This is a genomic window from Streptomyces coelicoflavus, assembly GCF_003112555.1.
In the GTDB taxonomy this organism is placed as follows: domain Bacteria; phylum Actinomycetota; class Actinomycetes; order Streptomycetales; family Streptomycetaceae; genus Streptomyces; species Streptomyces coelicoflavus.
Window position 1 is genome coordinate 97,338 of the sequence record NZ_BEWB01000008.1, and the last position, 22,592, is coordinate 119,929.

The window sequence follows — 22,592 nt, forward strand, 5'->3', positions numbered from 1 at the left end:
CAGGGAATCCCCATGACTCTCACCCAGCACGACATCGACGCGGAGATCGCGGCCGAGCACGCCGCCTACGAGAAGCGGGTCGCCGACGGCGCGCCCGTAGAGCACCACCCGCGCCGCGACTACGCCCCGTACCGCTCCTCGGTGCTGCGCCACCCCAAGCAGCCGCCGATCGCCATCGACGTGGCCAAGGACCCGGAGCTGGTGGAGCTGTCCTCCCCCGCCTTCGGGGAGCGGGACATCACCGGGATCGACAACGACCTGACCCGGCAGCACACCGGGGAGCCGGTCGGCGAGCGCATCACCGTCTCAGGGCGCCTGCTCGACCGGAACGGCAGGCCGGTGCGCGGGCAGCTCGTGGAGATCTGGCAGGCCAACTCGGCCGGCCGGTACGCGCACCAGCGCGAGCAGCACGACGCGCCGCTGGACCCGAACTTCACCGGCGTGGGCCGCACCCTCTCCGACGACGACGGCTTCTACCGCTTCACCACCGTGCAGCCCGGCCCCTACCCGTGGCGCAACCACGTCAACGCCTGGCGTCCGGCGCACATCCACTTCTCCGTGTTCGGCTCGGCGTTCACGCAGCGCCTGGTCACGCAGATGTACTTCCCGAACGACCCCCTGTTCGCGTACGACCCGATCCTCCAGTCGGTGACGGACGACTCGGCACGGCAGCGGCTGATCGCGACGTACGACCACAGCCTGTCCGTGCCCGAGTTCTCGCTCGGCTACCACTGGGACATCGTGCTCGACGGCCCCAACGCCACCTGGATCGAAGAAGGACGCTGACCCGCCATGACGAAGATCGACACGAGCACGCCGGAGCAGGTGCTGCCCACGCCGTCGCACACGGTCGGCCCGTTCTACGGGTACGCGCTGCCCTTCCGCGGCGGCGAGGACATCGCGCCCGCCGGGCACCCCGACACGGTCACCGTGCACGGGTACGTGTACGACGGCGAGGGCGAACCGCTGCCCGACGCCCTGCTGGAGCTGTGGGGGCCCGACCCCGACGGCAACGTGCCGACCGCCGACGGTTCGATGCGGCGCGACCCGGCCTCCGGCGGCTTCCTGGGCCGCAACGGCGTGGAGTTCACCGGCTTCGGACGCATCCAGACCGACGCGAACGGCCACTGGTACGCGCGGACGCTGCGGCCGGGGGCGCGGGGGCGGGGCGCGCCGTACATGAGCGTGTGCGTGTTCGCGCGCGGGCTGCTCGTACACCTGTTCACCCGGATCTACCTGCCGGGCGACGAGGCCGCGCTCGCCGCCGACCCGCTGCTGTCCCGGGTGCCGGCCGGGCGCCGCGACACGCTGGTCGCGGCGGACGAGGGCCACGGGACGTACCGTTTCGACATCCGCCTTCAGGGCGAGGGCGAGACGGTCTTCCTGGAGTTCCAGTGACATCATCCGCCGAACCCGCCGACGCCGGCACCGCCGCCGGCGCGAGCCTGCTCGCCCCCGGGTGGGCGGGCTCGCCGGCCGCGTCCGCGACCGCCGACCGCGCGTATCTGCGGGCCCTGCTGGACGCGGAGGTGGCGCTCACGCGTGCCCAGGCCGCGCTGGGGCTCGCCCCGGCCGAGGCGGCTCACGCGGTGGGCGCGGCCGCAGCCGATCCGGCCGCCTTCGACGCGCGTTCCCTCGCCGAGCGCGCCCGGGACGGCGGGAACCCGGTCATTCCCCTGGTGGCCGACCTGACGAAGGCGGTCGGCGAGCCCTACGGGCCGTATGTGCACCGGGGCGCGACCAGCCAGGACATCCTGGACACGGCCACGATGCTGGTCGCCGCCCGCACCCTGGACCTGCTGCTGCCCGACCTCGCCCGCACGGAACGGGCGCTCGCCCGGCTGGCCGCCGGGCACCGGGACACGCCGATGCCGGGCCGGACCCTCACCCAGCACGCCGTGCCGACGTCCTTCGGGCTCAAGGCGGCCGGATGGCGCTCGCTGGTGCTGGACGCCCGGGACCGGATCGCGACGGTGCGTGCCGCGCTGCCCGCCCAGCTCGGCGGCGCGGCGGGCACCCTGGCCGCCTTCGAGGCGTACGGCGCGACGGACCCGGCCGCGCTGCCGGCGGCGTACGCCCGTGAACTGGCCCTGCGGCCACCCGAGCTGCCCTGGCACACCCTGCGCACTCCGGTCGCCGACCTGGCCGGCGCCCTCGCCCTCACCGCCGGGGCGCTCGGGAAGATCGCCGCGGACGTGCTGACGCTGTCCCGCACCGAGATCGGCGAGGTCGCCGAGGGCGGTGGCGGCGGTTCCTCGGCGATGCCGCACAAGGCCAACCCGGTGCGGTCCACGCTGATCGCGGCGGCCGCCCGGCGCGCTCCGCAGCTCGCGGCCACGCTGTACGGCTCGCTGGTCGCCGAGGACGAGCGGCCGGCCGGGGCCTGGCACGCCGAGTGGGAACCGCTGCGGGACCTGCTGCGCCTGACCGGCGGCGCCGTGCGTGACGCCGCCGAACTGGCCGAGGGGCTGCGCGTGCGCCCGGACGTGATGCGCGCGCACCTCGGGCTGACGCACGGGCTGATCGTCTCTGAGCGGCTCTCCGCAGAACTGGCCCCGGCGCTCGGGCGGGCCCGCGCCAAGGAGCTGCTCACCGAGCTGGCGGCCCGTACGTACGCCGAGGGGCGGAGCCTTGGCGAACTGCTCGCCGAGGTGCCGGAGTTGCGGGGCGTCGACCTGGCCACCCCGACCGACCCCGCCCGCTACACGGGTGCCGCCGCCGCACTCACCGACCGTGCTCTGGAGCGACGTTGACGAATCTGCTCAACCATCTGTCCGAAGGCCCCGCCTCCGCTCCCCCACTGCTGCTCGGACCCTCGCTGGGCACCTCGTACGCCCTGTGGGACGCGGTGGCGCCCGAACTGTCCGCGGCGCACCGGGTGATCCGCTGGGACCTGCCGGGACACGGAGGCTCGCCGGCCGACCTGATCGGGCCCGGCGCCACCGTCGCGGACCTGGCCGAGCTGGTGCTCGCGCTCGCCGACTCGCTCGGGGTGAAACGGTTCGCCTACGCCGGGGTGTCCCTGGGCGGCGCGGTGGGCCTGCACCTGGCCGTGCACCGCCCGGAGCGGGTGTCGTCCCTCGCGGTCGTCTGCTCGTCGGCGCACTTCAACGGTGCGAAGCCGTGGCAGGAGCGGGCCACGCGGGTGCGCGAGGAGGGGCTGGCACGGCTCGCCGAGAGCGCGGACGCGCGGTGGTTCACCCCGGGGTTCACGGTGCCGCGGCTGGTCCGGGACCACCGGGACGCCGACCCGGAGGCGTACGCCGCCTGCTGCGACGCGCTGGCCGCCTTCGACCTGCGGGACCGGGTCGGGGAGATCTCCGCGCCGACGCTGCTGATCGCCGGGCGCGAGGACCCGGCCACGCCGCCCGCGCATCTGCGGGAGCTCGCCGACGCGGTGCCCGGCGCGACGCTGACGGAGATCCCGGGCGCGTCGCACCTGGCGCCGGCCGAGCGGCCCGAGCCGGTGCTGACGGCGCTGCGGGCCCACTTCGACGGCGATGCCGGGCGCGGCATGGCGGTGCGGCGCGAGGTGCTGGGCGACGCGCACGTGGACCGGGCGCAGGGGCGGCAGACGCCGTTCACCGCCCGCTTCCAGGATTTCATCTCCCGCTACGCGTGGGGCGAGATCTGGACCGACGAGACGCTCTCGCGCCGTGAGCGCAGCATGGTCACGCTGACGGCGCTGGTCGCGCACGGCCACTACGAGGAGCTCGCCATGCATGTGCGGGCGGCGCGGCGCAACGGGCTGACGGCGGACGAGATCGGCGCGGTCCTGCTCCAGACGGCGGTGTACTGCGGGGTGCCGGCCGCGAACTCCGCGTTCGCGACGGCCCAGCGGGTGCTGGCCGAGGAAGCGGACGGCCCCGCCGCGGGGTGACGTCGCACGGTCCCGCGGCGGGCCCCGACGGGGCTTCAGCCCGCGAGTCCCACCGCGAGGGCCTCGCGGGCGCGGGCCACGAGTCCGTCGGCGCCGCACGAGTCGGCCAGCGCCAGGCCCCGCTCCAGCTCGGCCGACGAGCGGGCCGCGATGCCGTACTCCACGCGGGCGGCGGCGTGTTCGTACTGGCGGGGCGATGCCTCCAGGTAGGTGACGGCCTGGGCGGCGAGCCGGACCGCGCGCTGACCGGTCTCGAGCGCGGCGGCGCAGCGCAGGGCCTCTCCTATCGCCGTGTCCGTGCCGAAGCGCTCGGCCTGGCGGCGGGCGTCGGCGGCCAGCCGGGCGGCGCGGCCGGGGTCCTCGCCGGCCAGTGCCCGGGCCAGTTCGGTCGCCCAGGGGACTACCACCGGGTTGTGCCGGCCGCGGGCGGACGCCGCCTTCTCGGCGGCCTCCAGTTCGTTGACGCCCTCTTCGGTGCGGCCGGTGGCGAGCAGCAGGCGCCCGCGGACCGGGCGCGGGTCGGGCAGCACGATCGTCGACGGGTACGGCGGTGCGAAGCCGTACTGGTCGGCGACGGTCCGGGCCTCCTCGACATGGCCGCGGGCGAGCAGGGTGTCGACCAGGTTGCAGGTCGCCGACCAGTACAGCGGCAGCCCGCGGCCCACGCGTTCGGCGATGCGCAGGGACTCGCGCAGGGATTCCTCGGCCTCCCTGAGGCGGCCCCTCCTGCGGTGGCCGAGGCCGACGTAGGCGTGCGCGAGGGCGAGGTGGCCACCGCTCCAGCCGGCGCTCTCGTAGGCGCGCAGGGCCTCGGTGAACAGTGCCTCGGCGCGGTCCAGCCGGTCGGCGTAGGCGTAGGAACTGGCCAGCATCATGGGCAGTTCCAGGCCCCACTCGGTGTCGGTCCAGCCGAGTCCGGGGGCGAGGCGGCCGTTGACGAGGGCGCGGTCGCACAGTTCGACGACCTCTTCGGCGCTCTCGCCGTGGGTCATGGCGTCGAAGCCGCGCAGGATGAGCAGAGCGCGCTCGGCGTTGTCGCGGCCGGTGCAGGTGGCGGCCAGTTCGGCCAGGCGGGCGGAGCGGTGGGGCGAGGAGGTCTCGCCCGCGTGGATGCCCTCCCACATGTACTGGGCCGCCTGGAGCCGCAGGCGCGCGGAGGGGTCGGGGTTGCGGGCGGCCTCCGCCTCGACGGTGCGGACGGCCTCCTCCAGCTGGTCGTTGTGGAGCAGGGCCTGGGAGAGCCGGAAGACGGCGTCCACGCGCTGTTCGCCGTCCAGCCCGGGCATGGCGAGCGCGGTGCGCAGGTGGCCGATGGTGGTGGCGGGCGCGGTGAGGAGCGTGGCGCAGCCCAGTTCGAACAGCACGCGTGCGTGGGACTCGGGCAACGGCGGTTCCCGCAGGGCTCGTTCGAGACAGAGGCGGGCCGCGTCGGGAGCGCCGACGGCGAGGTGCTCGCGGGCGGCCTCGCGCAGCTGGAACACGACCTCCTGGTCGTCGTCGGGGTGCACCTTGAGCAGATGCCGGGAGGCGGCCGCGGCACCGAGTCCGGAGTCGGTGACGAGCTGGGCCGCTATGCCGTGCATCGCGGTGCGCAGGGCGTCGGGGATGGAGTTGTAGACGGCGGTGGCGATCAGCGGGTGGACGAACTCCAGGTCGTCCGCGCCCGGTTTCCCGGCGGAGTCCGGAACGGACAGGATCCGGGCGCCCCGGAGCCGTTCGGCGCAGCGGGCGGCGTCGGCGCGGTCGAGGGTGGCGAGCCTGGCCACCATGTCGACGGTGATGCCGCCGCCGAGGATGGCGGCCGCCCAGGCGAACCGGGTGGAGTCCACGCCGAGTTGCTCCAGGCGCGCGACGAGACCGCCGCCGCGGGCCGAGCGGTTCAGGTCACGCAGTTCGGCGGCCTCCGCCTCGACGGGCTGCAGTTCGCTGTCCTGGACCTTGGCGAGGAGTTCGACGGTCTCGTACGGGTTGCCGCCGGTGACGGCCCACACCTCGCGGCAGAACGAGGCCTCGGCGTGTGCGCCCAGCGTGGCGCGGGTGAGTCCGGCCGTCGCGTCGGGGGTGAGGGCGTTCAGCGGGCCGAGGGGCCGGCCCATGGCGCCGGCCGCCTCCAGGTGGCGGGCGTTGTCACCGCTGACGTCGCCGGGGCGGCGGGCGATCACGACCAGGACGGAGGTCTCGTCGAGCCGTTCGGCGAGGGCGGCGAGCCAGCGCAGGGTCTCCTGGTCGGCCCAGTGCGCGTCGTCGATCATCAGCACCAGCGGCCACTCCCGGCGCGCGAGCCGGCGCACGGCGGCGACGAGGCCGTCGCACACGCCCTGCGGGTCGGCCTGCCGCTCGCCGGGGTCCGCTATGCCGAGGGCGGGGCCGGCGATGTCGTACCAGTCGCCGAGGTACTCGCGGGCCTCCTCGGGGAGCATGGAGACCAGGGCGGGTTGGAGGAGTTGGCGCACCACGTTGAAGGGGACCGACCTGAGGGTCTCGCCGCCGCGTGCCGACCAGACGGTGCAGCCCCGGGCCTCGGCGATGCGGCGGGTCTCGGCGAGCAGTGCCGTCTTGCCGACCCCGGCCTCGCCGCGGGCCTCCAGCAGGGTGCCGGGGGACGAGCGGTCCGCGCACAGGGTGTCGACCGCGCGCGTGATGGTCGCGACCTCCTCGTCCCGCTCCCAGAGGGAGGCCGAGGCGGCGCCCGTCCGCCGTACCTCCGTCATCCCGCTACCTCCCCGAGTCGCCCGAATGACGTACAGAGCCTGAGCCTAGCCCTCCGATCGCGCAAGTGGTGGGCGCTCCGCCGACCAGTTGCCGTGACGGGTGACATGCGGTAAAGCGTGAACGACGTGCCGGGCCCGTCATCAGCGGCGGTGCGTCCGGGCGCCCGTCAACCTCTCGCGGTCCGGGGTGCCGTACCGGCCGGTCCGGTGCTACGGCCGGGCCTCTCATCCGGCTTTCACCGACGCCTCATACGGTGTGCACATGACGCAGGCGACTCCTCCCGGGTGGTACCCGGACCCCGGACAGAAGAATGACGGTCCCGCCACCGAACGCTGGTGGGACGGCACGGCGTGGACCGGCGAGGTGCGCCCGGCGGGAGCGGCCGCCGCCTGGGCCCCGCCCGCGCAGCCGCCGGGACATCCGCCGGTGCAGCCACCGGTGGTCGGCGCCGTACCCGGTCCGTATCCCGTGCACCCGGGCTATGCGGGCTTTCCGGTCCAGCCGCCGCCGTCGGCGCGACGGCGGCGCCTGCGGGCCGGCATAGCCGTCGCGGCGGCCGTGGCGGTGCTGGCCGGTATCGGGGTCGGCGTGTACGCGCTGACCGACGACGGTTCGGGCGGCAACAGCGCGGCGGGCTCGCAGCAGGACCGGTCGGGTCCCGGCGACCGGAACGACCCCTTCGGCGACTCGGGCGGCGGCAAGGACGACCAGGACGGCGGCGAGGACGGCCCGTTGCCCTCGCCCGGGTCCCCGGACTCCTCGGAGCCGCCCGAGGTGGACAGCGGCTCGGTGACGGACCCGCTCAGCGGGATCAGCCTGCCCATTCCGGACGGCTGGTACGGGCAGGAGCTGGAGATCGGCGCGCAGATCACGTCGGACGACGCCTACAAGTGCCCCGGCGACACCTCCAAGTCCTGCACCAAGGGCGGCGCCTACTCGGCTCCGGCGAGGCTGCTCCAGTCCGAGGGCGACACCGCCGAGGAGGTCGCGAAGGCCGACATCGCGGCGAACGCCGAGCAGTCCTACGGCCAGGACTCCTACGGCAAGATCACCTCGCACGACGTGCTGGCCTCCAAGGCGGTCACGGTTGCCGGGCAGAAGGGCTACCTGGTCCGCTGGAAGGTGGTCACCGCCAAGGGCTCCGACGGTTTCGTCGAGTCGCTGGCGTTCCCCTCGCCCGCCCGGCCCTCGCAGATCGTCCTCGTCCGTTTCGGTGTCGACGTCGACCAGAAGCAGACGGTCATCGACGAGATAACCAAGGGCATCGAGGCGGACACCTCCGGCGGCGGGGGCGGCAGCGGCCAGGACGTCTGACGCGTCGGCCCCGGCCCTCAGCCCCGTCCAGAGGGGCGGGCCGGAAAACGGTCGGCCGGGTGGGGCGCCCTTCCGCTCAGAGGGCGCACCACCCGGCCGGGGGTGCGCGCCGCCCCCGTCCCCACGGTGCGGCGCGGGCAGGCCACCGTCCAGTCATCCCGTGGACGGCGACCTGGGTCTTCAGGGGAGGCCGAGGGCCGGCAGCACGACGGCCTCCACGAACCGGACGAGGTACGCCGCGTCGGCCTGCTCGCCCTCCAGGACGGGGCGCATCCGCAGCATGCCGAAGAGCTGCGCGGGCACGTACTCCAGCGCGGGATGGCCGGCCGGAACCTCGCCCCGCGCCACGCCGCGCGCGAGGATCGCCCGGAGCGCGGCGATCTCCGGCTCGACGAGCGCCTCGCGCAGCGCGCACTTCAGCTCCGGGTCCTCCATGACCGCGTGGCCGAGCGCCTGGAGCAGCCCGGTGTCCTTGCCCGCCCCCTCGCCCGCGGCGGCGGCCGCCCGGCGCAGGTCCTCGGCGAGCGACCCGGTGTCGATGTCGGCGAAGCGCACCCGGCTGTTGGAGCGCAGCGCCGCCGCCACGAACTGCGGCTTGGTCTTCCACTGCCGGTAGAGCGTGGACTTGCTGCACCGGGTGCTGGCGGCGATGCCCTCCATGGTCACGGCGTCGTAGCCGCAGGAGCGGAGCTGGTCGAGCACGGCGTCGTAGAACTCCTGCTCACGCTCCGGCGTGATCTTGGAGCGGCGCGAGGTGCCGACCGTTTCCGGTCGGTCCGCGTCCTGCGACGTCATCGGCCCTGCTCCTTCTCTCTCCGGTGTGTCCTATGTCTATCGATACGCCAGTGTACCGGTACACCACCGTATCGGTACACTGGCGTATCGGAACGGGGTCGTATCGATGAGAACCGTCACACGGCCCTTCTCCGACGAGCCACACGCACCAACCGTCAGCGAAGGGGCCGGGGGATGAACGCCCGCAGCGAGCCTGCACCAGCGGGGCCGGACGCGCCCGCGCGCCCACCACTCGTCCGCGAGCTGCTGCTCGTGGCCGGGCTCTTCCTCGTGTACAAGTTCGGCCGCCAACTGGCGACGGGACACACCGCCGAGGCGTTCCGCAACGCACACCACGTGTGGGACTGGGAGCGGATGCTCCGGCTGCCCGACGAGGGCGCGGTGCAGTCCCTGCTCCTGCACGGCGACACGCTGGTCCACGTGGCGAACACGTACTACGCCGTCGTCCACTTCCCGGCCACCCTGGCCTTCCTGGTCTGGCTCTACCTGCGCCGGCCGGCGCACTACGTCTGGGCCCGCCGTGTCCTGGCCGCCGTGACCGGCGCCGCACTCGTGCTGCACCTCCTGTTTCCGCTCGCCCCGCCGCGCATGCTGGGCGCCGCCGGCCTGATCGACACGGCCCACGTCTTCGGGCCTTCGGTGTACGGCCCGCCGCGCACGGACTCGTTGTCGAACCAGTTCGCGGCGATGCCCTCGCTGCACTTCGGCTGGGCCCTGATGCTGGCGATCGGCCTGATCGTCGCGACGCGCACGCGGTGGCGCCTGCTGTGGCTGCTGCATCCGCTGGTGACGCTGCTGGTGATCGTGGGCACCGCGAACCACTACTGGCTCGACGTCGTCGTGGCCGCGGCCCTGCTCGGCCTCGCGCTGGCGGTGCTGCGGCTGCCGCGGTCGCCTCGGCGTCCGCGGTGCGCCCTGCCCCACCGGCGGCCCGAGGTCCGGCGCCGGTCGCCGGCCGAGCGGCCCGAGCTGGTCGGGGCGGGCCGATGAACGCCGCCCTGGTCGCCGTACTGCTGTCCCTGGTCTCCGCCTGCGCCTACGCCGCCGCGGCCGTCGCCCAGGAGCGGCTGGCCTCGCGTGCCGCGGGCGCCGGTGCGCTGCGGATGCTGGCCTCGAGCGCCTGGTGGTGGGCGGTCGCGCTCAACGCCTCGGCCGCGCTGCTGCACGTCGTGGCGCTCAAGTACGGCCCCCTCACCGTGGTCCAGCCGCTCGGCGCCCTCACTCTGGTCGCGGCGGTGCCCCTGGGGGCGCGGCTGGCGGGCCGGAGGGTGAGCGCGGTGGAGTGGCGGGGCACCGGGCTGACGCTGCTGGGGCTCGGCGCGCTGCTGCTCACCGCGTCCGGGCCCGCGCCGGACGACGTGCTGAGCGTGCCGGAGGCGCTGACCGTGTCCGGCGCGACGGCGGCGCTGATCGGCGTGCTGTCCCGGCCCGGCGCCCGGCCCGGACTGCGGCACGCGACGGCGTCCGGCATCGCCTCCGGTGTCGCCTCGGCGCTCACCCAGACCGTGACGGTGGCCGTCACCGACCGGTCGGGCCCGCTGCTGAGCGTCCAGGTGGTCGGCGTGGCCCTGCTGGTGGCCGCCTTCGCCGCGGGCGGACTGCTCCTGTCCCAGACGGCGTACCGGGGCGGTCTGGGTGCCCCGCTGGCGGTGGTGACGCTGGCCAATCCGGTGGCCGCCGCCGTGATCGGGCTGTCCCTGCTCGGGGAGCGGCTCAGGGGCGGCGCGGGCGGTGTGCTCCTCGCGCTGACGGGTGCGACGTTGGCCGCCTGGGGGGTGCTCCAGCTCAGCCGGGCGACCCCGGGCCGGACCGGGACCGCCGCACCGGCGCTCGCGGGTCCGGGTCCGGTGCCCGCGGGTCCGGGTCCGGAACCGGAGCCCGCGGGACCCGGTGCGGCGCGGCCCGGGCTGGTGCCCCGGCAGCCGGGACCGGACCACCTCACCCGGCTCTGACTCCCGACCCGGGCCCCCGGGTCTCAGGGCCTCAGGGCCTCAGGGCCTCAGCGCCCTCGCCCTCGCCCTCAGTCCGTGACGATCGCCGGGTCGCTGACGCCCGGACGGCCGTTCTCCACGTGCCCGGCGAAGCGCCGCAGGAAGGCGGGTTCGGCCTCGGAGGTCACCGTCACGTCGTACCAGCGCCGGCTGCGCGTGAGGTCGACGGTGTGGTGCACGGTGGCGCCGGGGCGGACGGCAAGGGTCCGGGAGCGTCCGTCGTAGGCGTTGGCGATCCGGAGCCGGACCGTGCCGGTTCCGCTGTTGGTGAGGGTGAGCCGGAGGTCGTCGCCGCGGTGCCGCGCGGTGACCTCGGGCCCCGCGGGACCGGCGGGCTCGTTCGGGCCCCGGAAGACCCGCAGGAAGCCGGCCGGTCCGTGCACGGTCAGGTCGTAGGAGCCGGCGGAGTACGCCGAGTTCCAGGTGTCCGCGATGTCCTTGCCGGCCTCGGTGGTGTACGTCCAGGGGCCGTCGGTGCGGTTGCCCGAGGTGACGAGGAAGGCGGCGCCGGCCCGGGCCCCGGAGGCGAAGGCCAGCGTGAACTTCCCGGCCGCCGTGTCCACGGCACCGTCCACGTGCGGGTCGTACCGCAGCGGGCGGGAGGGACGCGCCCCTCGTTCCTGCCGGGGCATGCCGGGCTCCGCGGGCGGCGTCGGACGGTAGTCCGGGTGGCGTTCGCGGTCCGGCGGTTCGTAGGCGTCGGTGTCCGGCAGGCGGGCCGGGCGGCTGTCCTTGCGGGAGAAGTCGAAGGCGGAGGTCAGGTCGCCGCAGACGGCGCGGCGCCAGGGTGAGATGTTCGGTTCGCGGACGCCGAAGCGGCGCTCCATGAAACGGATCACCGAGGTGTGGTCGAAGGTCTCGGAGCAGACGAAGCCGCCCTTGCTCCACGGCGAGACGACCAGCATGGGCACGCGCGGGCCCAGCCCGTAGAAGCCCTCTCGGTGGGTGGCGCTGCCCTCGAAGACGTCCAGGGAGACGTCGACGGTGGACCGGCCCTGTGCGGCGGACTTCGGCGGCAGCGGCGGCACCACGTGGTCGAAGAAGCCGTCGTTCTCGTCGTACGTGATGAACAGGGCCGTCTTCGCCCACACCGCCGGGTTGGAGGTGAGTGCGTCCAGGACCTGGGAGATGTACCAGGCACCGTAGTTCGAGGGCCAGTTGGAGTGCTCGGAGAACGCCTCCGGGGAGGCTATCCAGGAGATCTTCGGCAGCCGGTCCGCCGCGACGTCGGCGCGCAGCCGGTCGAAGTAGCCCTCGCCGCTCCTGGCGTCGGTGCCGGTGCGGGCCTTGTCGTACAGGGGGTCGCCGGGCTGTGCGTTCCGGTACTTGTTGAAGTACAGCAGGGAGTTGTCGCCGTAGTTGCCGCGGTAGGCGTCGTCGATCCAGCCCCAGTGGCCGGCCGCGTCGAGGCCGTCGCCGACGTCCTGGTAGATCCTCCAGGAGATCCCGGCCGCCTCGAGGCGCTCGGGATACGTCGTCCAGTCGTAGCCGAGTTCGTCGTTGCCGAGGACCGGGCCGCCGCCCCGGCCGTCGTTGCCGGTGTGTCCCGACCACAGGTAGTAGCGGTTGGGGTCGGTGGAGCCGATGAAGGAGCAGTGGTAGGCGTCGCAGACGGTGAAGGTGTCGGCGAGGGCGTAGTGGAAGGGAATGTCCTCGCGGGTCAGGTACGCCATGGTGGTGGTGCCCTTGGCGGGCAGCCAGCGGTCGTACTTGGCGTTGTGGTACGCGTCCTGTCCGTCGGACCAGCCGTGCGGGAGCCCTTCGAGGAACTGCATGCCGAGGTCGTCGGCCTCCGGACGGAAGGGCAGCACCTCCGTGCCGTCGCCCTTGCGCTGGTGCCACACCGACCTGCCGCCGTCCAGTGCCACCGGGTGCGGGTCGCCGAAGCCGCGGACACCGCGCAGGCTGCCGAAGTAGTGGTCGAACGAACGGTTCTCCTGCATCAGCACGACGATGTGCTCGACGTCCTCGATCGACCCCGAGCGGTGGTTCGCCGGGAGCGCCGCCGCCCGGTCGATGCTCGCGGAGAGGGCGCTGAACGCCGTTGTGGCGCCCGCGAGTTGGAGGAATCTGCGCCGGTTCACTTCGGCCATGGGGTGAGGGACCTCTCGCCTTGGGGGGGTTCAGCCGGCCGGACGGTGCCGGGTGATGACGGAATGCGCGCGAAAGGAGTGTTCCAGGAGCAGCAAACGTCAGGGAAGGGTCCGGTGGCTCTCGTGTGAAAGTCACCGGTACGTGAGGTGTGCCGGGCCCGCCGCACGGGGATGGTCGCGATCATGACAGGCATGGACACGGAAGCACCGGCGACCACGGCCCGACGGCCCGTACGCCAGCTCCTCGCCGCCTCGGTGGGCAACGCCGTGGAGTGGTACGACTGGTACGCCTACACCTTTTTGGCCACCTACATCGCGGACCAGGTCTTCCCGAAGAGCGCGGACAACTCGCTGGTGCCGCTGCTGTCGACGTTCGCCGTGTTCGCGGTGGGCTTCTTCATGCGGCCCGTCGGCGGGCTGCTGATGGGCGCGATCGCGGACCGGCGGGGGCGGCGCGCCGCGCTGACCGTCACCATTCTGCTGATGGGCGGCAGCAGTCTGCTGGTCGGACTGACCCCGACCTACGGGGCGGCCGGTGTGCTGGCCCCGGTGGTGCTGGTCGTGGCGCGGCTGCTCCAGGGTCTTTCGGTGGGCGGCGAGTTCGCGGCGTCGACGACCTTCCTGGTGGAGTCGGCGGGGCCGGGGCGGCGCGGCCTCTTCTCCAGCTTCCAGTACGTCTCGACCACCGCGGGGCAGCTGGTGGCCTCGGGGCTCGCCACGCTGCTGGTGGACACGCTGAGCGAGGACCGGATGAACGGCTGGGGGTGGCGGATCCCCTTCGTCTTCGGCGCCGTACTCAGCCTGGTCGGCTTCTGGATCCGGCAGGGCGCCCAGGAGACCCGCAGCGCCGAGCAGCAACGGGCGCCGCGCCCGGCCCTGTTCGAGGCGCTGCGCCGCCATCCGCGCGAGTCCCTGCTGATCTGCGGCATCACGGCGGGCGGCACGATCGCCTACTACACCTGGACGTCCTACCTGCCGACGTACGCCGAACTCAACGCGGGCGTCGCCAAGTCGGACGCGCTGCTCGCGGGGACGATCTCGCTGGCCTTCTTCGGGCTGCTCCAGCCGCTCGGCGGCCTGCTCTCCGACCGGTTCGGGCGCCGCCCCCTGCTGCTCTTCTTCGGCGTGGGGTTCGCGCTGCTGAGCGTGCCGCTGCTGCACTCCCTGCGCGACTCCTTCGTCGTGCTGCTGCTCGTGCAGTGCGCCGGGATGGTGCTGCTGACCGGCTTCACCTCCATCAGCGCCGCCGTGAACGCCGAGGTCTTCCCGCCCCGGGTGCGGGCGGCCGGGATCGGCTTCCCCTACTCGCTCACGGTGGCGCTGTTCGGCGGCACGGCGCCGTACGTGGGCACGCTCTTCAAGGACCTGGGGCATTCCGGGCTCTTCCCCTGGTACGTCGCCGTGCTGTGCCTGCTGTCCTCGCTGGTGTACCTACGGCTGCCGGAGACGGCGCACAAGGAACTGGAGCGCTGAGGGGGACGGCGTCCCGGACGGCTCGGAGGACGCGACGTCCGGGACGGCCGCGGGCGGCGGCCGTCCCTCGTCCGCGTTGCGCGTGGACGTCAGCGGCGGCGCTTGCGCGGTCGCGGCACCTCCAGTTCCTCCAGGCGCGGACCGTGACCGTCCTGGACGCGCTGCCAGGCCTCCCGGTAGAGCGCGGCGGCGGGCCGGGTGGGCACGACGACGCCCAGAACGGGCGCCTCGCCGTCCAGCAGGTCGTAGAGCGGCAGCTTCCACCGTTCCAGCGGGAGGTGCGGGTTCGGCGGCTGGGTCCAGCCGCCGGGCAGGAACAGCGTGCGGCCGGCCTTGGGGCGGCTGCCCTCGACCACGAGGTCGGTGGCGGCGAGTTCGGCGCGGGCGGCCCGCAGCCGGGCGGTGCCGCCGCGCTGTCCGCCCCAGCCGGTCCAGCGCGCTGTGTTGCGGTCGGTGGGGTCCGGCATGGCGAGCAGCATCAGGTAGAGGACGGCGGCGTCCTCGCCGAGCCCGTACCTCTTGGCGGCCTCGCCGACCAGGTCGGGCACGGAGCGGGCCGGGTCCTGGGGCCACCACAGCCCGTCGGCGTCACGCTCGCCCCCGATCGGGTTCCCGGGGTCGGCGAGCAGTTCGGCGAACGGCCGGTCGTGGACCAGGCGCAGCGCCCTCTCCTGGGCGTTCGGCCGCTCTTCGCCGAACAGGGCCGTCAGGTGGGGGTCGTGGCCGGCCGCGTCCAGCAACGCCGGCCGGAGGGCGGCGACGGGTTCGGAGGTCGTGGTGCCCAGCACCACCGCGCCGTAGCGCTCGAAGCCGTCACCGGTCTGCGTCGGGGCTCCGGCGGCCCGTCCGAGCGCCTCCGGGTCGACCGTCCGGTCGAGAGCGAGCAACAGTCCGGGGTGGGCCAGCCGCTCGCGCAGCGCGCTCAGTACCCCGGGCAGTGCGGCGCGGATCGGGTCGCCCGACGGGAGCCGGTGGGCGAGCCACGCGGCCAGTGCCACCGCGCTCTTGAGCACACTGTTGTCGAAGCCGGGCGTCCGCTCGGCGGATTCGAGACGGTACGTGCCGAACTGCCAGGTCAGGTCGCGGGTCAGGCGGGGCTCCGTGGCTCTGTCGACGAAACCCCGCAGCGCCGCGCCGGGTGCCCATCCCTGGGACACCACGGTACGGGCCGCTTCGTGGAGCACCTCCTCCGGGAGGGGTGTGCGCCGGCCCAGCCGCTCGTTCCAGACCTCGGCCGCGCGGGCCGCGTCGGGGCCGTCCGTCCACAGCCGGGACGGGTCGTCGGGGAGCAGCGCCGCCACGACGGCCTGCCGGGCTCCCCCGTCCAGACTCCGCAGTTCGTCCTTGGCCACGCGCGCGTCGGCCGACTTCACTCCGATCGCCTTCAGCGTCGCGGAGGGCACCGGTTCGCGCTGGTCGTCGATCCTGGGCAGGCCCGCGACCACCAGCCGGGCCGCGGTCGGCGTGACTCCGGTGAGTCGCGCGAACTCCTCGGCGGCCGCCGGGAACCAGGGTGCCGGGCCGCGCTCGGCCAGTCGGGCGCGGAACGCCGCCGCCCAGCCGGGCGCCCGCGTCGGTGCCGGCACGAACGGTCCCTGGGCGATCAGCGTGTACGGCGCGGGTACTTCGAACCGGCCGGACGGATCGTGGAAGACCGCTCCGTAGCGCCTGCCCGCCGTGTCGTCCTCGGAGTCCCACGCACCGAGGAAGTCGAACGCGCCGTGGGGGAAGAGCAGGAACGCGCCGCCGTCGAGGTCCAGCACGGTCTCGACCCGGTAGCCCCGGATGGCGCCGGGCCCCTCGAACAGGCTCTCGTCCAGCCGCAGCCGAACGCGGCGCCAGTGGGCGGGGTCCGGTTCCGTGAGTCCCTGGGCGTCGAATTCCGCGAGGTAGGCGTCCAGCGCCTGCCGGTGTTCTTCCGGGGTGGGCGCCGAACCGGCCCGCAGGGCCACGATGGCGGGCAGCTCGGGCAGGGCCAGGGCGTCGATCTTCTCCAGCGGCTCCTGCTCGGCCAGTTCGAGGTGGGTCCGGCCCGGGGGGACCGGCTCGGCCGTCTCCCGCCCCGACCGGCCGAGCAGCCGCGGCAGGTTGTAGAGGTGGTGGTCACTGCGCCAGTAGCGGGAGCGCCAGCCGCGACCGGTCAGTCCCACGCCGTTGACCGCCGCCTCGAGCAGTTCGTCCCCCACCTTGAGCCGCGGCTCCTGCGGGACGACTCCGGCGACGGCCGAGTCGAGCCGGGACAGTGCCGCGTCCAGGGTGCGCTGCTGCTCGGCGGCGTACCGCACCACCCCGGTGACGCCCGCGCGCAGCGCCTCGTGGCCGATCTCCGGCAGGAGGGTGCGGACCAGGCCGGTCACCACGTTCCGGGCTTCCGCCTCCGCCCGCTCCTTCCCCGGCTGGTCGTCCTTCTCGGCGACCGGTGTCGCCACGGCCCCCGCCAGGAGTGCCGCCGCGGTGTCCTCGCCGATCCGGCGGAGTGCGGCCGACCCCTGCGGGTCGCGCGGCCGGAGGTGGTGCCAGTAGCGCAGGTGCGGAAGCAGGGCCGTACCGGCGGTGAAGGGGCCGGCCTTGTAGCCGTGCGCGCTCTCGCCGACCAGGGAGCCGTCGGCGTCGCGCAGTTGGACCGTCTGGTACCTGTGGACCACGGCCACCGGCCGGTCGGTGCCGGGGAACACCAGCGCGTGCTCCGGGTCCCCGTCCACCTCGGGCGGCACGACGACCGAGCGTCCGGCCAGGTCCTCGCCCCGGCGCGAGCCGTCGGGGAGCTCCAGGACCCGCCAGCCGAGCACCCCGTCCACCGGCGCGGACATCGGGCCCGGTGCGGCGGTGGGGTCGGGCAGCAGCCAGGCGTGGCGCAGGGTGCTGCCCTCCGGAGCGGCGCGCAGGGCGCCGTCGATCCACTCCGGAGCCGCGGGCCCGCCCGTCGTGTCGTCGAACGGGTCGTACGCGTGCCAGGTGTACCGGCCGTTCGCACCGTCCTCCTCGGCCCACACCCAGTACGACGTGCCGTCTCCGATCACCCGTTCCCGGCCCGGGACGACGGCGTCCCCGCGGCGCAGCACGCCGCATCCGGTGGCCCGGCCGCCTCCGGGCAGGAGCAGGGAGGCGGGGGCCATGCCTCCGTCGACTCCTCCGCTCCCGTCCGTCTCGCTCGGCCACCAGGTGTGGATGTCGCCCTCGACCGTCATGTGCGGCGCGTCGGTGGCGTCGTGCCAGTACCCCTGGGCGGTGGACTCGGCGTACGAGTACCACCAGACGAAGAGCGCGCCGTCGACGTACTGGCAGGTGTACGACCAGAGCCGGGTGCTGCCGTCCGGCAGTCGCGGCTCGCAGGTGAGGACCGTGCCCTCCGCCCCGATCACCCGTACCTCCTCGCCCGACATGACGATGAGGTACGGCCAGCCGTCGATGACCCTGATGCCCCGGTTCTTCTCCCGCGAGGCGGCGGCCCGCAGGGCCTCGTCCCAGGCGGGCCAGCCCAGTTCGTCGAGGACGCCGGTGCGCAGGGTGCGGGCCAGCGCGGGGGCGACGCCGGTGGCCAGGGCCTGCCGCACCTCGTCGGCGGCGACGGCCAGCGCCTCTCCCGGCAGCCAGGACAGCGTGTGCAGGGCGCCGGAGTAGGTGGTGAACTCGGGCAGTTCGCTGGTGAGGTACTTCCGGCTGTGCTCCACCACCCAGGGGGCGAGCATCAGCCGGCCGCCGGCGGACCTGGCCAGGTTGACGACGGTCTCCTCGCTGTTGCCCCAGCGGCTGTCGGGGCAGCCGTGCCGGAACGCCGCGTGGAACCGGGCGTCGTTGGCCAGTGCGAGGAGGTCCCGCCGGTACGCGCAGGCCCCCCAGGTGTTCAGGGCCAGCCGCACGCCGTCGCCGGGGTCGGTCACCGGTATGTCCAGGGCCAGCAGCTGGTCGAGCAGGTTCACGTCACCGACCGGGGGCCGCAAGGCGTCCTGCCGGGCCAGGAGTTCGGAGCGCAGTACGCCGGCCATCCGGTCGACGAGGGGGTACAGCTCCGGCGGGGCGGCGAGATGCCCGTCGGTCCCGCACAGCTCGAAGAACCTGCGCGCCCATCCGACCGTCCCGTCGGGGGAACGGACCTCGGCGGGCAGCGTGTCGTCGCACAGCCCGGCGGTGGCCCCGGAGTCCTCCAGCAGGGCCAGCCACTGGGCCAGTTCGTCCCGCTCCCACTCGGTGGGCAGCAGCCCCAGCAGGGTGCCGCGGACGGCGGGTTCCCGCCGGGTGAGTGCCAGCAGGGCGGTCCGGTGCGCCTTCCACCAGCCGGGCGGTGCCTTGAGGGTGCCGGGCAGCGGCAGCACCTCGCGCAGATAGGCCATCTCCTCGGCGAGCGCGTTCTTGCCCGCGACGGCCTTCGCCAGCCTGCGCAGGTCGCCCGCGCCGGGGCTCGACGGGGCCACACCGTGCGCGGCGAGCCGGACGAAGAGCGCGCGCAGGTGCCGGAAGGCGGTGGCGGCCGGCACCCGGGACGACAGGCCCTTGGCGTAGCTGGAGAGCACCTTGGTCGGCATGGCGTCGGCGAGGGCGAACTCCAGGAACACGCCGTCCATGCGGGCCTCGTCGAACGGCAGGGCGTGGGCCGTCTCGGCCTTGCGCGCGTTGACGAACATCTGGGCGGCGTACGCCTTCTCGCCGGCGGCCAGGAACACCCGGCCGGCCTCCTCGTAGAAGGTGGGCAGGAAGTGCGGCACGGAGCCCGCGAGGCGCTCGCCGATCGACTCGTAGGTGGCGCGGGCCCGCTTCGCCCGGGAGCGGACCGTCCGCGCGACCTTGTTCATCTCCTCGACCAGGGACATCGCGAGATGGCCGTCGGAGGGGTGGCGGACCAGCACCCACTCGGGGAAGCCCATGGCCCGGTGCTGACCGACACCGACCTCGGCCGGCTCACCATCGGGCCGCAGTCCGAGGAAGCCGCCGTCGTCGTCCCCGGCGGGCTGCCCGGCCTCCGATCCCCCGGCGAAGGGGTCCGCGGGCGTCAGGCGTACGACGATCCGGCCGTCCAGGCCCGGGTGCCGGTAGGCCCGGGTGTACACGGGCACGGCGCGGTCGCCTCCCCCGGTGGTGCCCGGCGGCAGTACCGCACCGGCCCGCAGCAGCTCCTCCACCTCTGCCGTCGTCCCGTCCCGGGACCTGCCGTCGCTCATGATCGCGTGCCTTTCGTGGGTGTGCGTACGGGCGGGGCGTTCACCGGGCGTCGTCCGTGGGGACGGTGCGGCCGGCGTGCAGGGCCGCGGCCATGCGCATGCCCTCGGACCAGGCGACGGGACCGACCTCGCTCAGCGGGAGGCTGTGGTGATCGTCCTCGTGGTGCCAGGTCAGGCTGCCGGTCCACGCCTTCTCCTCGGTGTAGGGGTCGCTCATGCCGACGGAGGCGGTCACGATGCGTCCGGCGTCCCGGACGACGTCGACGACGCTGCTGCGGGAGATCCGGTAGCCGAGGGAGGTGGCCCGGGCGGAGAGGTGGAACCACGAGCGGTACTCGGCCCCCGCGAACTCGGTGACCGACCGGGCGCGGCCGTCGGCGCCGGCGGGCTTCAGCCAGGTGGCGCGGTGGATCTGTTCGACCCCCTGCTTCACGCCCGACTCGGCGGCGAGGGCGCGCAGTTCCTCCAGGCCGGGGAGGAGCACGGGGTGGGGCATGGTCACCGTGGGGGCGGCCAGGCGGACGGTCTCGCCGTCCAGGTTCACCACCTTCAGTCCGTCCGTCTCGTCGGCGTCGCGCAGGAAGCCGACCTCGTCGGGGCCCGCTCCGACCACGACGATGTCGCGCAGCGCCGCCTGCCACGCCTCGTCGGGCCAGACCCGGGCGAGCAGCCCGGTCGGCACCGGCAGCGACGACACCATCCAGTGGTCGACCTGGGCGGCGCACTCGACGGCGTGCCGGTCCAGCCACTCGGCGAAGCGCTGGAGTTCGAGCACCTCGGGGCGGTCCCGTATCTCCGCGGGCAGGGTCCGCTCCACCTTCCCCGAGGGCTTCGCCGGGGACTTGGTCCGGGACTTCGCCGATGTGGACCGCGCCACCACCCGGCCCTCCACCAGAGCGACTTCGTACGTGTCGCCCGCTGCCAGCCAACCCATCAGCTCTTCGCCTCTCCCCACCACTAGGAACCACGGCACAGCATGCGGAACGGCCCTGAATCGACACGCTCTGCTGTGCGTTGGCCAAAGACTAGGGGCAGCCACCGACAGTGCCGGGTGCCGACCGGCGCGGTGCCTTTCGCGCCGGATGGGGCGGCGGCGCCTCTCGGCCGGGCCCGGCAGCGGTCGTACTCCGGCCCGTTCCGGCCCGGCCGTCGATGCGCCGGGCTCCGGGGGCAGCGGTGGGCGCGCGGATCCGCGCGGGCGGTGCCTGTGACCCCCGGTCACTCGCCGGCGGGGACGACCCTCAGGTGGGAGGAGGCGCGGCGGGCACGCGGCGGCCGGTGGGCGGTGCGGCGCGGCTCCCGCAGGACCAGTGTCAGCCGGGTGTAACCCGACTCCTCGAGCGCCCTGGGGGTTTCGACCACGACCCGGCACTCGGTGGTGCCCCGGCGCGGGTCGGGGTGGTGCAACGGCCGTACGGCACCGTCGTGTTCCACGGCACGGGCGCCGACGGCGCGGATCCAGTGCGGCAGGCCCTGGCGGTAGGCGGCCTCCATGATCGGGTCCTGGGCGATGTCCCGGCGCACGGCCTGTAGGCCCGGGTCGTGGCCGTACCGCTCCAGGGTGGCGGCGAAGTGGGCCAGCATGGGCAGGCACCAGCTCGACTCGTGCTCGCCGAGGACCGTGGAGGCGTCCGGGTGGAAGAGGACGAACCGCAGGAAGTTGTCGTCCGGCATGGCCGTCGGATGCGGTCCCGCACCCTGGAAGAGTGTCCGGAAGGCGCCGTTGGCGAGCACCACGTCCCAGCGGTGGTCGACGACGAGAGAGGGGAAGGGGACGGCGTCCAGGAGCACGGCGTAGTCCTGGAGATACGCCTGGGCCTCGGGGGTCGCGGGGGCGGGCCGCGGCGCCGACCGCTGCCCTCCTGCCTGAAATGCCATCGGGAGGTCACCCCTCTTGCCTATGCGGCCTTCTCGCGGCGTCCGCATCCTGGCGCCCCGACGCCGGGCGTGTCAACTATCGTGGCATTTCGTGCCTGTTGACGGCTGAAATAGGCCACAGTTGTGGCGATACCTGGATGTGAGTTCGAGCGGCAGGCTACTCTCCGGGAAGTTCACGGCAACTGCTTGTGAGAAGCCTGTGAGGCCTGTGAGAGACGTAGGAGAGCTGTCGGTGACGGGTGGCTTCGAAGGTCCGGGCACCATGCCGATCACCACGCTGACCGCCGTCGTCGCCCGGGTCGGCGCACTCGCGGACCGGCTCGGCGTGCCGCACACCGAGGTGTTCGACGTCGGCCGGCTCTCCGCCGCCTGCGGCGTTCCCGAGCCGGTCGTCGGCGCCCTGCTCGGCGGCCGGCCGGCGGGCGAGCCCGACGTCCAGACCAGGTTCGTGCAGCGCCTTGACCTGCTGCGCCACACCCGGCTGAAACCGAACGGCCGCAAGTACACCCAGCAGGAGATAGCCGACGGCGCGGGGATGTCGCGGCAGCAGGCCGGCGCGCTCATCAACGGCGACCGGCGCCCCACGATGGAGCACTGCGACGCCATTCAGCGCTTCTTCCGGGTGCACGCCGGGTTCCTCACCGCCGAGGACCCCGAGGCGCTTTCGGGTGCCCTCCAGCGCACCGAGCAGGAGCTGCTCCAGCAACTCGCCGACCGGGAAAGGGAGGCCGCCGCCGACGACGACCCGCTCGAGCGGCTGCTTCAGGACCACGCCGTGCGCGGCATCGCCTGGCGGGCCGCGCAACTGCCCACCGACCAGCACCGCGACAAGGTCGCCGAGTGGCTGGACATGCTCCTGGAGAGCGTGAAGCGACCCGAGTCGTAGGTCTGTCGCACGGCCGGGCCGATGGCCCGATCGGTGCGGGCGGCGCCGGGATCCAGGCGCGGCTGGAGGGGATTGTCAGTGGTGGGCGGCAAGCTGGGAGGGTGCCGCCGTGTGGGGGCGCGTGACCGCTGACGTCGTTGTGGGGAGAGCCGACCGATGACCACCGCCGTACTGACCGACCACGAACGCACCGCCGTTCAGGCCTACCTGCGGCTCCTGCACACCGTGCGGGCCGGTCTCGACTCCGGGGCGGCGCCCGGCGTCGCTGCCCGGCCGCCCGTCGTCCCGCCCTCCGTGCTGGCGGAGGCCGAGCAGGCTCTCGAGGCGGCGGGACTGACCGGGAACGAGGAGGCGTTCTTCCGGCTGCTGCGGGACTGGTGCCCGCCCCCCGCCTGACCGCGCCGGGGGCTTCCT

Annotated in this window: 16 protein-coding genes; 10 read left to right on the top strand and 6 right to left on the bottom strand. The window is 74.1% G+C overall.

Annotation, left to right across the window (positions count from 1 at the left end):
• Nucleotides 1-12 precede the first annotated feature (12 nt).
• From pcaH to pcaDC, 4 genes are read left to right on the top strand one after another with little or no spacing between them, the layout of a single operon-like run.
• Complete coding sequence (gene pcaH, locus Sco07f_RS20255) at nt 13-786, top strand: protocatechuate 3,4-dioxygenase subunit beta (protein WP_108988667.1); 774 nt, start codon at nt 13-15, stop codon at nt 784-786.
• A 6-nt stretch (nt 787-792) separates the two neighbouring features.
• On the top strand, nt 793-1,398 hold the full coding sequence (pcaG, locus tag Sco07f_RS20260) for a protocatechuate 3,4-dioxygenase subunit alpha (RefSeq protein ID WP_007389030.1): 606 nt from the start codon (nt 793-795) through the stop codon (nt 1,396-1,398).
• Nucleotides 1,395-2,753, top strand: coding sequence for a 3-carboxy-cis,cis-muconate cycloisomerase (gene pcaB, locus Sco07f_RS20265; RefSeq protein ID WP_108988668.1), 1,359 nt, complete (start codon nt 1,395-1,397; stop codon nt 2,751-2,753). Before pcaG ends, pcaB begins: the two co-directional genes overlap by 4 nt.
• Entirely contained in the window at nt 2,750-3,880 is a 1,131-nt protein-coding gene (gene pcaDC / locus Sco07f_RS20270; protein ID WP_108988669.1) for a bifunctional 3-oxoadipate enol-lactonase/4-carboxymuconolactone decarboxylase PcaDC, read from the top strand. The genes pcaB and pcaDC overlap by 4 nt, the downstream gene beginning before the upstream one ends.
• Before the next feature lie 35 nt (nt 3,881-3,915).
• On the opposite strand, the gene Sco07f_RS20275 is transcribed toward pcaDC, so the two are convergent.
• A complete protein-coding gene (locus Sco07f_RS20275; protein WP_108988670.1) occupies nt 3,916-6,591 on the bottom strand; it encodes an ATP-binding protein in 2,676 nt (891 codons plus the stop codon).
• Nucleotides 6,592-6,853: 262 nt separating this feature from the next.
• Between Sco07f_RS20275 and Sco07f_RS20280 the strand changes: the two genes are divergently transcribed.
• Nucleotides 6,854-7,906 carry a DUF2510 domain-containing protein gene (locus Sco07f_RS20280; protein WP_108988671.1) on the top strand — a complete coding sequence of 351 codons (1,053 nt, stop codon included), beginning with the start codon at nt 6,854-6,856 and terminating at the stop codon, nt 7,904-7,906.
• 180 nt (nt 7,907-8,086) lie between these two features.
• Here the strand turns inward: Sco07f_RS20280 and Sco07f_RS20285 are convergent, their stop codons facing one another.
• A complete protein-coding gene (locus tag Sco07f_RS20285) occupies nt 8,087-8,701 on the bottom strand; it encodes a TetR/AcrR family transcriptional regulator (protein ID WP_007387310.1) in 615 nt (204 codons plus the stop codon).
• A 174-nt stretch (nt 8,702-8,875) separates the two neighbouring features.
• On the opposite strand from Sco07f_RS20285, the gene Sco07f_RS20290 reads away from it, so the two are divergent.
• Entirely contained in the window at nt 8,876-9,691 is an 816-nt protein-coding gene (locus tag Sco07f_RS20290; RefSeq protein ID WP_108988672.1) for a phosphatase PAP2 family protein, read from the top strand.
• Nucleotides 9,688-10,653 carry a DMT family protein gene (locus Sco07f_RS20295; RefSeq protein ID WP_108988673.1) on the top strand — a complete coding sequence of 322 codons (966 nt, stop codon included), beginning with the start codon at nt 9,688-9,690 and terminating at the stop codon, nt 10,651-10,653. The genes Sco07f_RS20290 and Sco07f_RS20295 overlap by 4 nt, the downstream gene beginning before the upstream one ends.
• 68 nt (nt 10,654-10,721) lie before the next feature.
• Here the strand turns inward: Sco07f_RS20295 and Sco07f_RS20300 are convergent, their stop codons facing one another.
• A complete protein-coding gene (locus Sco07f_RS20300; protein WP_108988674.1) occupies nt 10,722-12,785 on the bottom strand; it encodes a phosphocholine-specific phospholipase C in 2,064 nt (687 codons plus the stop codon).
• Between the two features lie 171 nt (nt 12,786-12,956).
• On the opposite strand from Sco07f_RS20300, the gene Sco07f_RS20305 reads away from it, so the two are divergent.
• Nucleotides 12,957-14,258, top strand: coding sequence for an MFS transporter (locus tag Sco07f_RS20305; RefSeq protein WP_042822628.1), 1,302 nt, complete (start codon nt 12,957-12,959; stop codon nt 14,256-14,258).
• Nucleotides 14,259-14,347: 89 nt separating this feature from the next.
• Here Sco07f_RS20305 and Sco07f_RS20310 read toward each other — a convergent pair whose 3' ends face one another.
• From Sco07f_RS20310 to Sco07f_RS20320, 3 genes are all read right to left on the bottom strand, one after another.
• A complete protein-coding gene (locus Sco07f_RS20310; protein ID WP_108988675.1) occupies nt 14,348-19,414 on the bottom strand; it encodes a DNA-binding protein in 5,067 nt (1,688 codons plus the stop codon).
• 40 nt (nt 19,415-19,454) lie between these two features.
• Nucleotides 19,455-20,348: a DUF4132 domain-containing protein gene (locus tag Sco07f_RS20315; RefSeq protein ID WP_108988676.1), complete on the bottom strand. Its 894-nt coding sequence runs from the start codon at nt 20,346-20,348 to the stop codon at nt 19,455-19,457.
• 284 nt (nt 20,349-20,632) lie between these two features.
• The gene (locus tag Sco07f_RS20320) at nt 20,633-21,292 is read right to left on the bottom strand and encodes an MmyB family transcriptional regulator (RefSeq protein WP_164139865.1); all 660 of its coding nucleotides are present in this window, start codon (nt 21,290-21,292) and stop codon (nt 20,633-20,635) included.
• Nucleotides 21,293-21,524: 232 nt separating this feature from the next.
• Between Sco07f_RS20320 and Sco07f_RS20325 the strand changes: the two genes are divergently transcribed.
• Together Sco07f_RS20325 and Sco07f_RS20330 are read left to right on the top strand one after the other, a co-directional pair.
• A complete protein-coding gene (locus tag Sco07f_RS20325) occupies nt 21,525-22,178 on the top strand; it encodes a helix-turn-helix domain-containing protein (protein WP_007387293.1) in 654 nt (217 codons plus the stop codon).
• Nucleotides 22,179-22,334: 156 nt separating this feature from the next.
• A complete protein-coding gene (locus Sco07f_RS20330; protein WP_108988677.1) occupies nt 22,335-22,574 on the top strand; it encodes a hypothetical protein in 240 nt (79 codons plus the stop codon).
• The last annotated feature ends 18 nt before the right edge of the window (nt 22,575-22,592 follow it).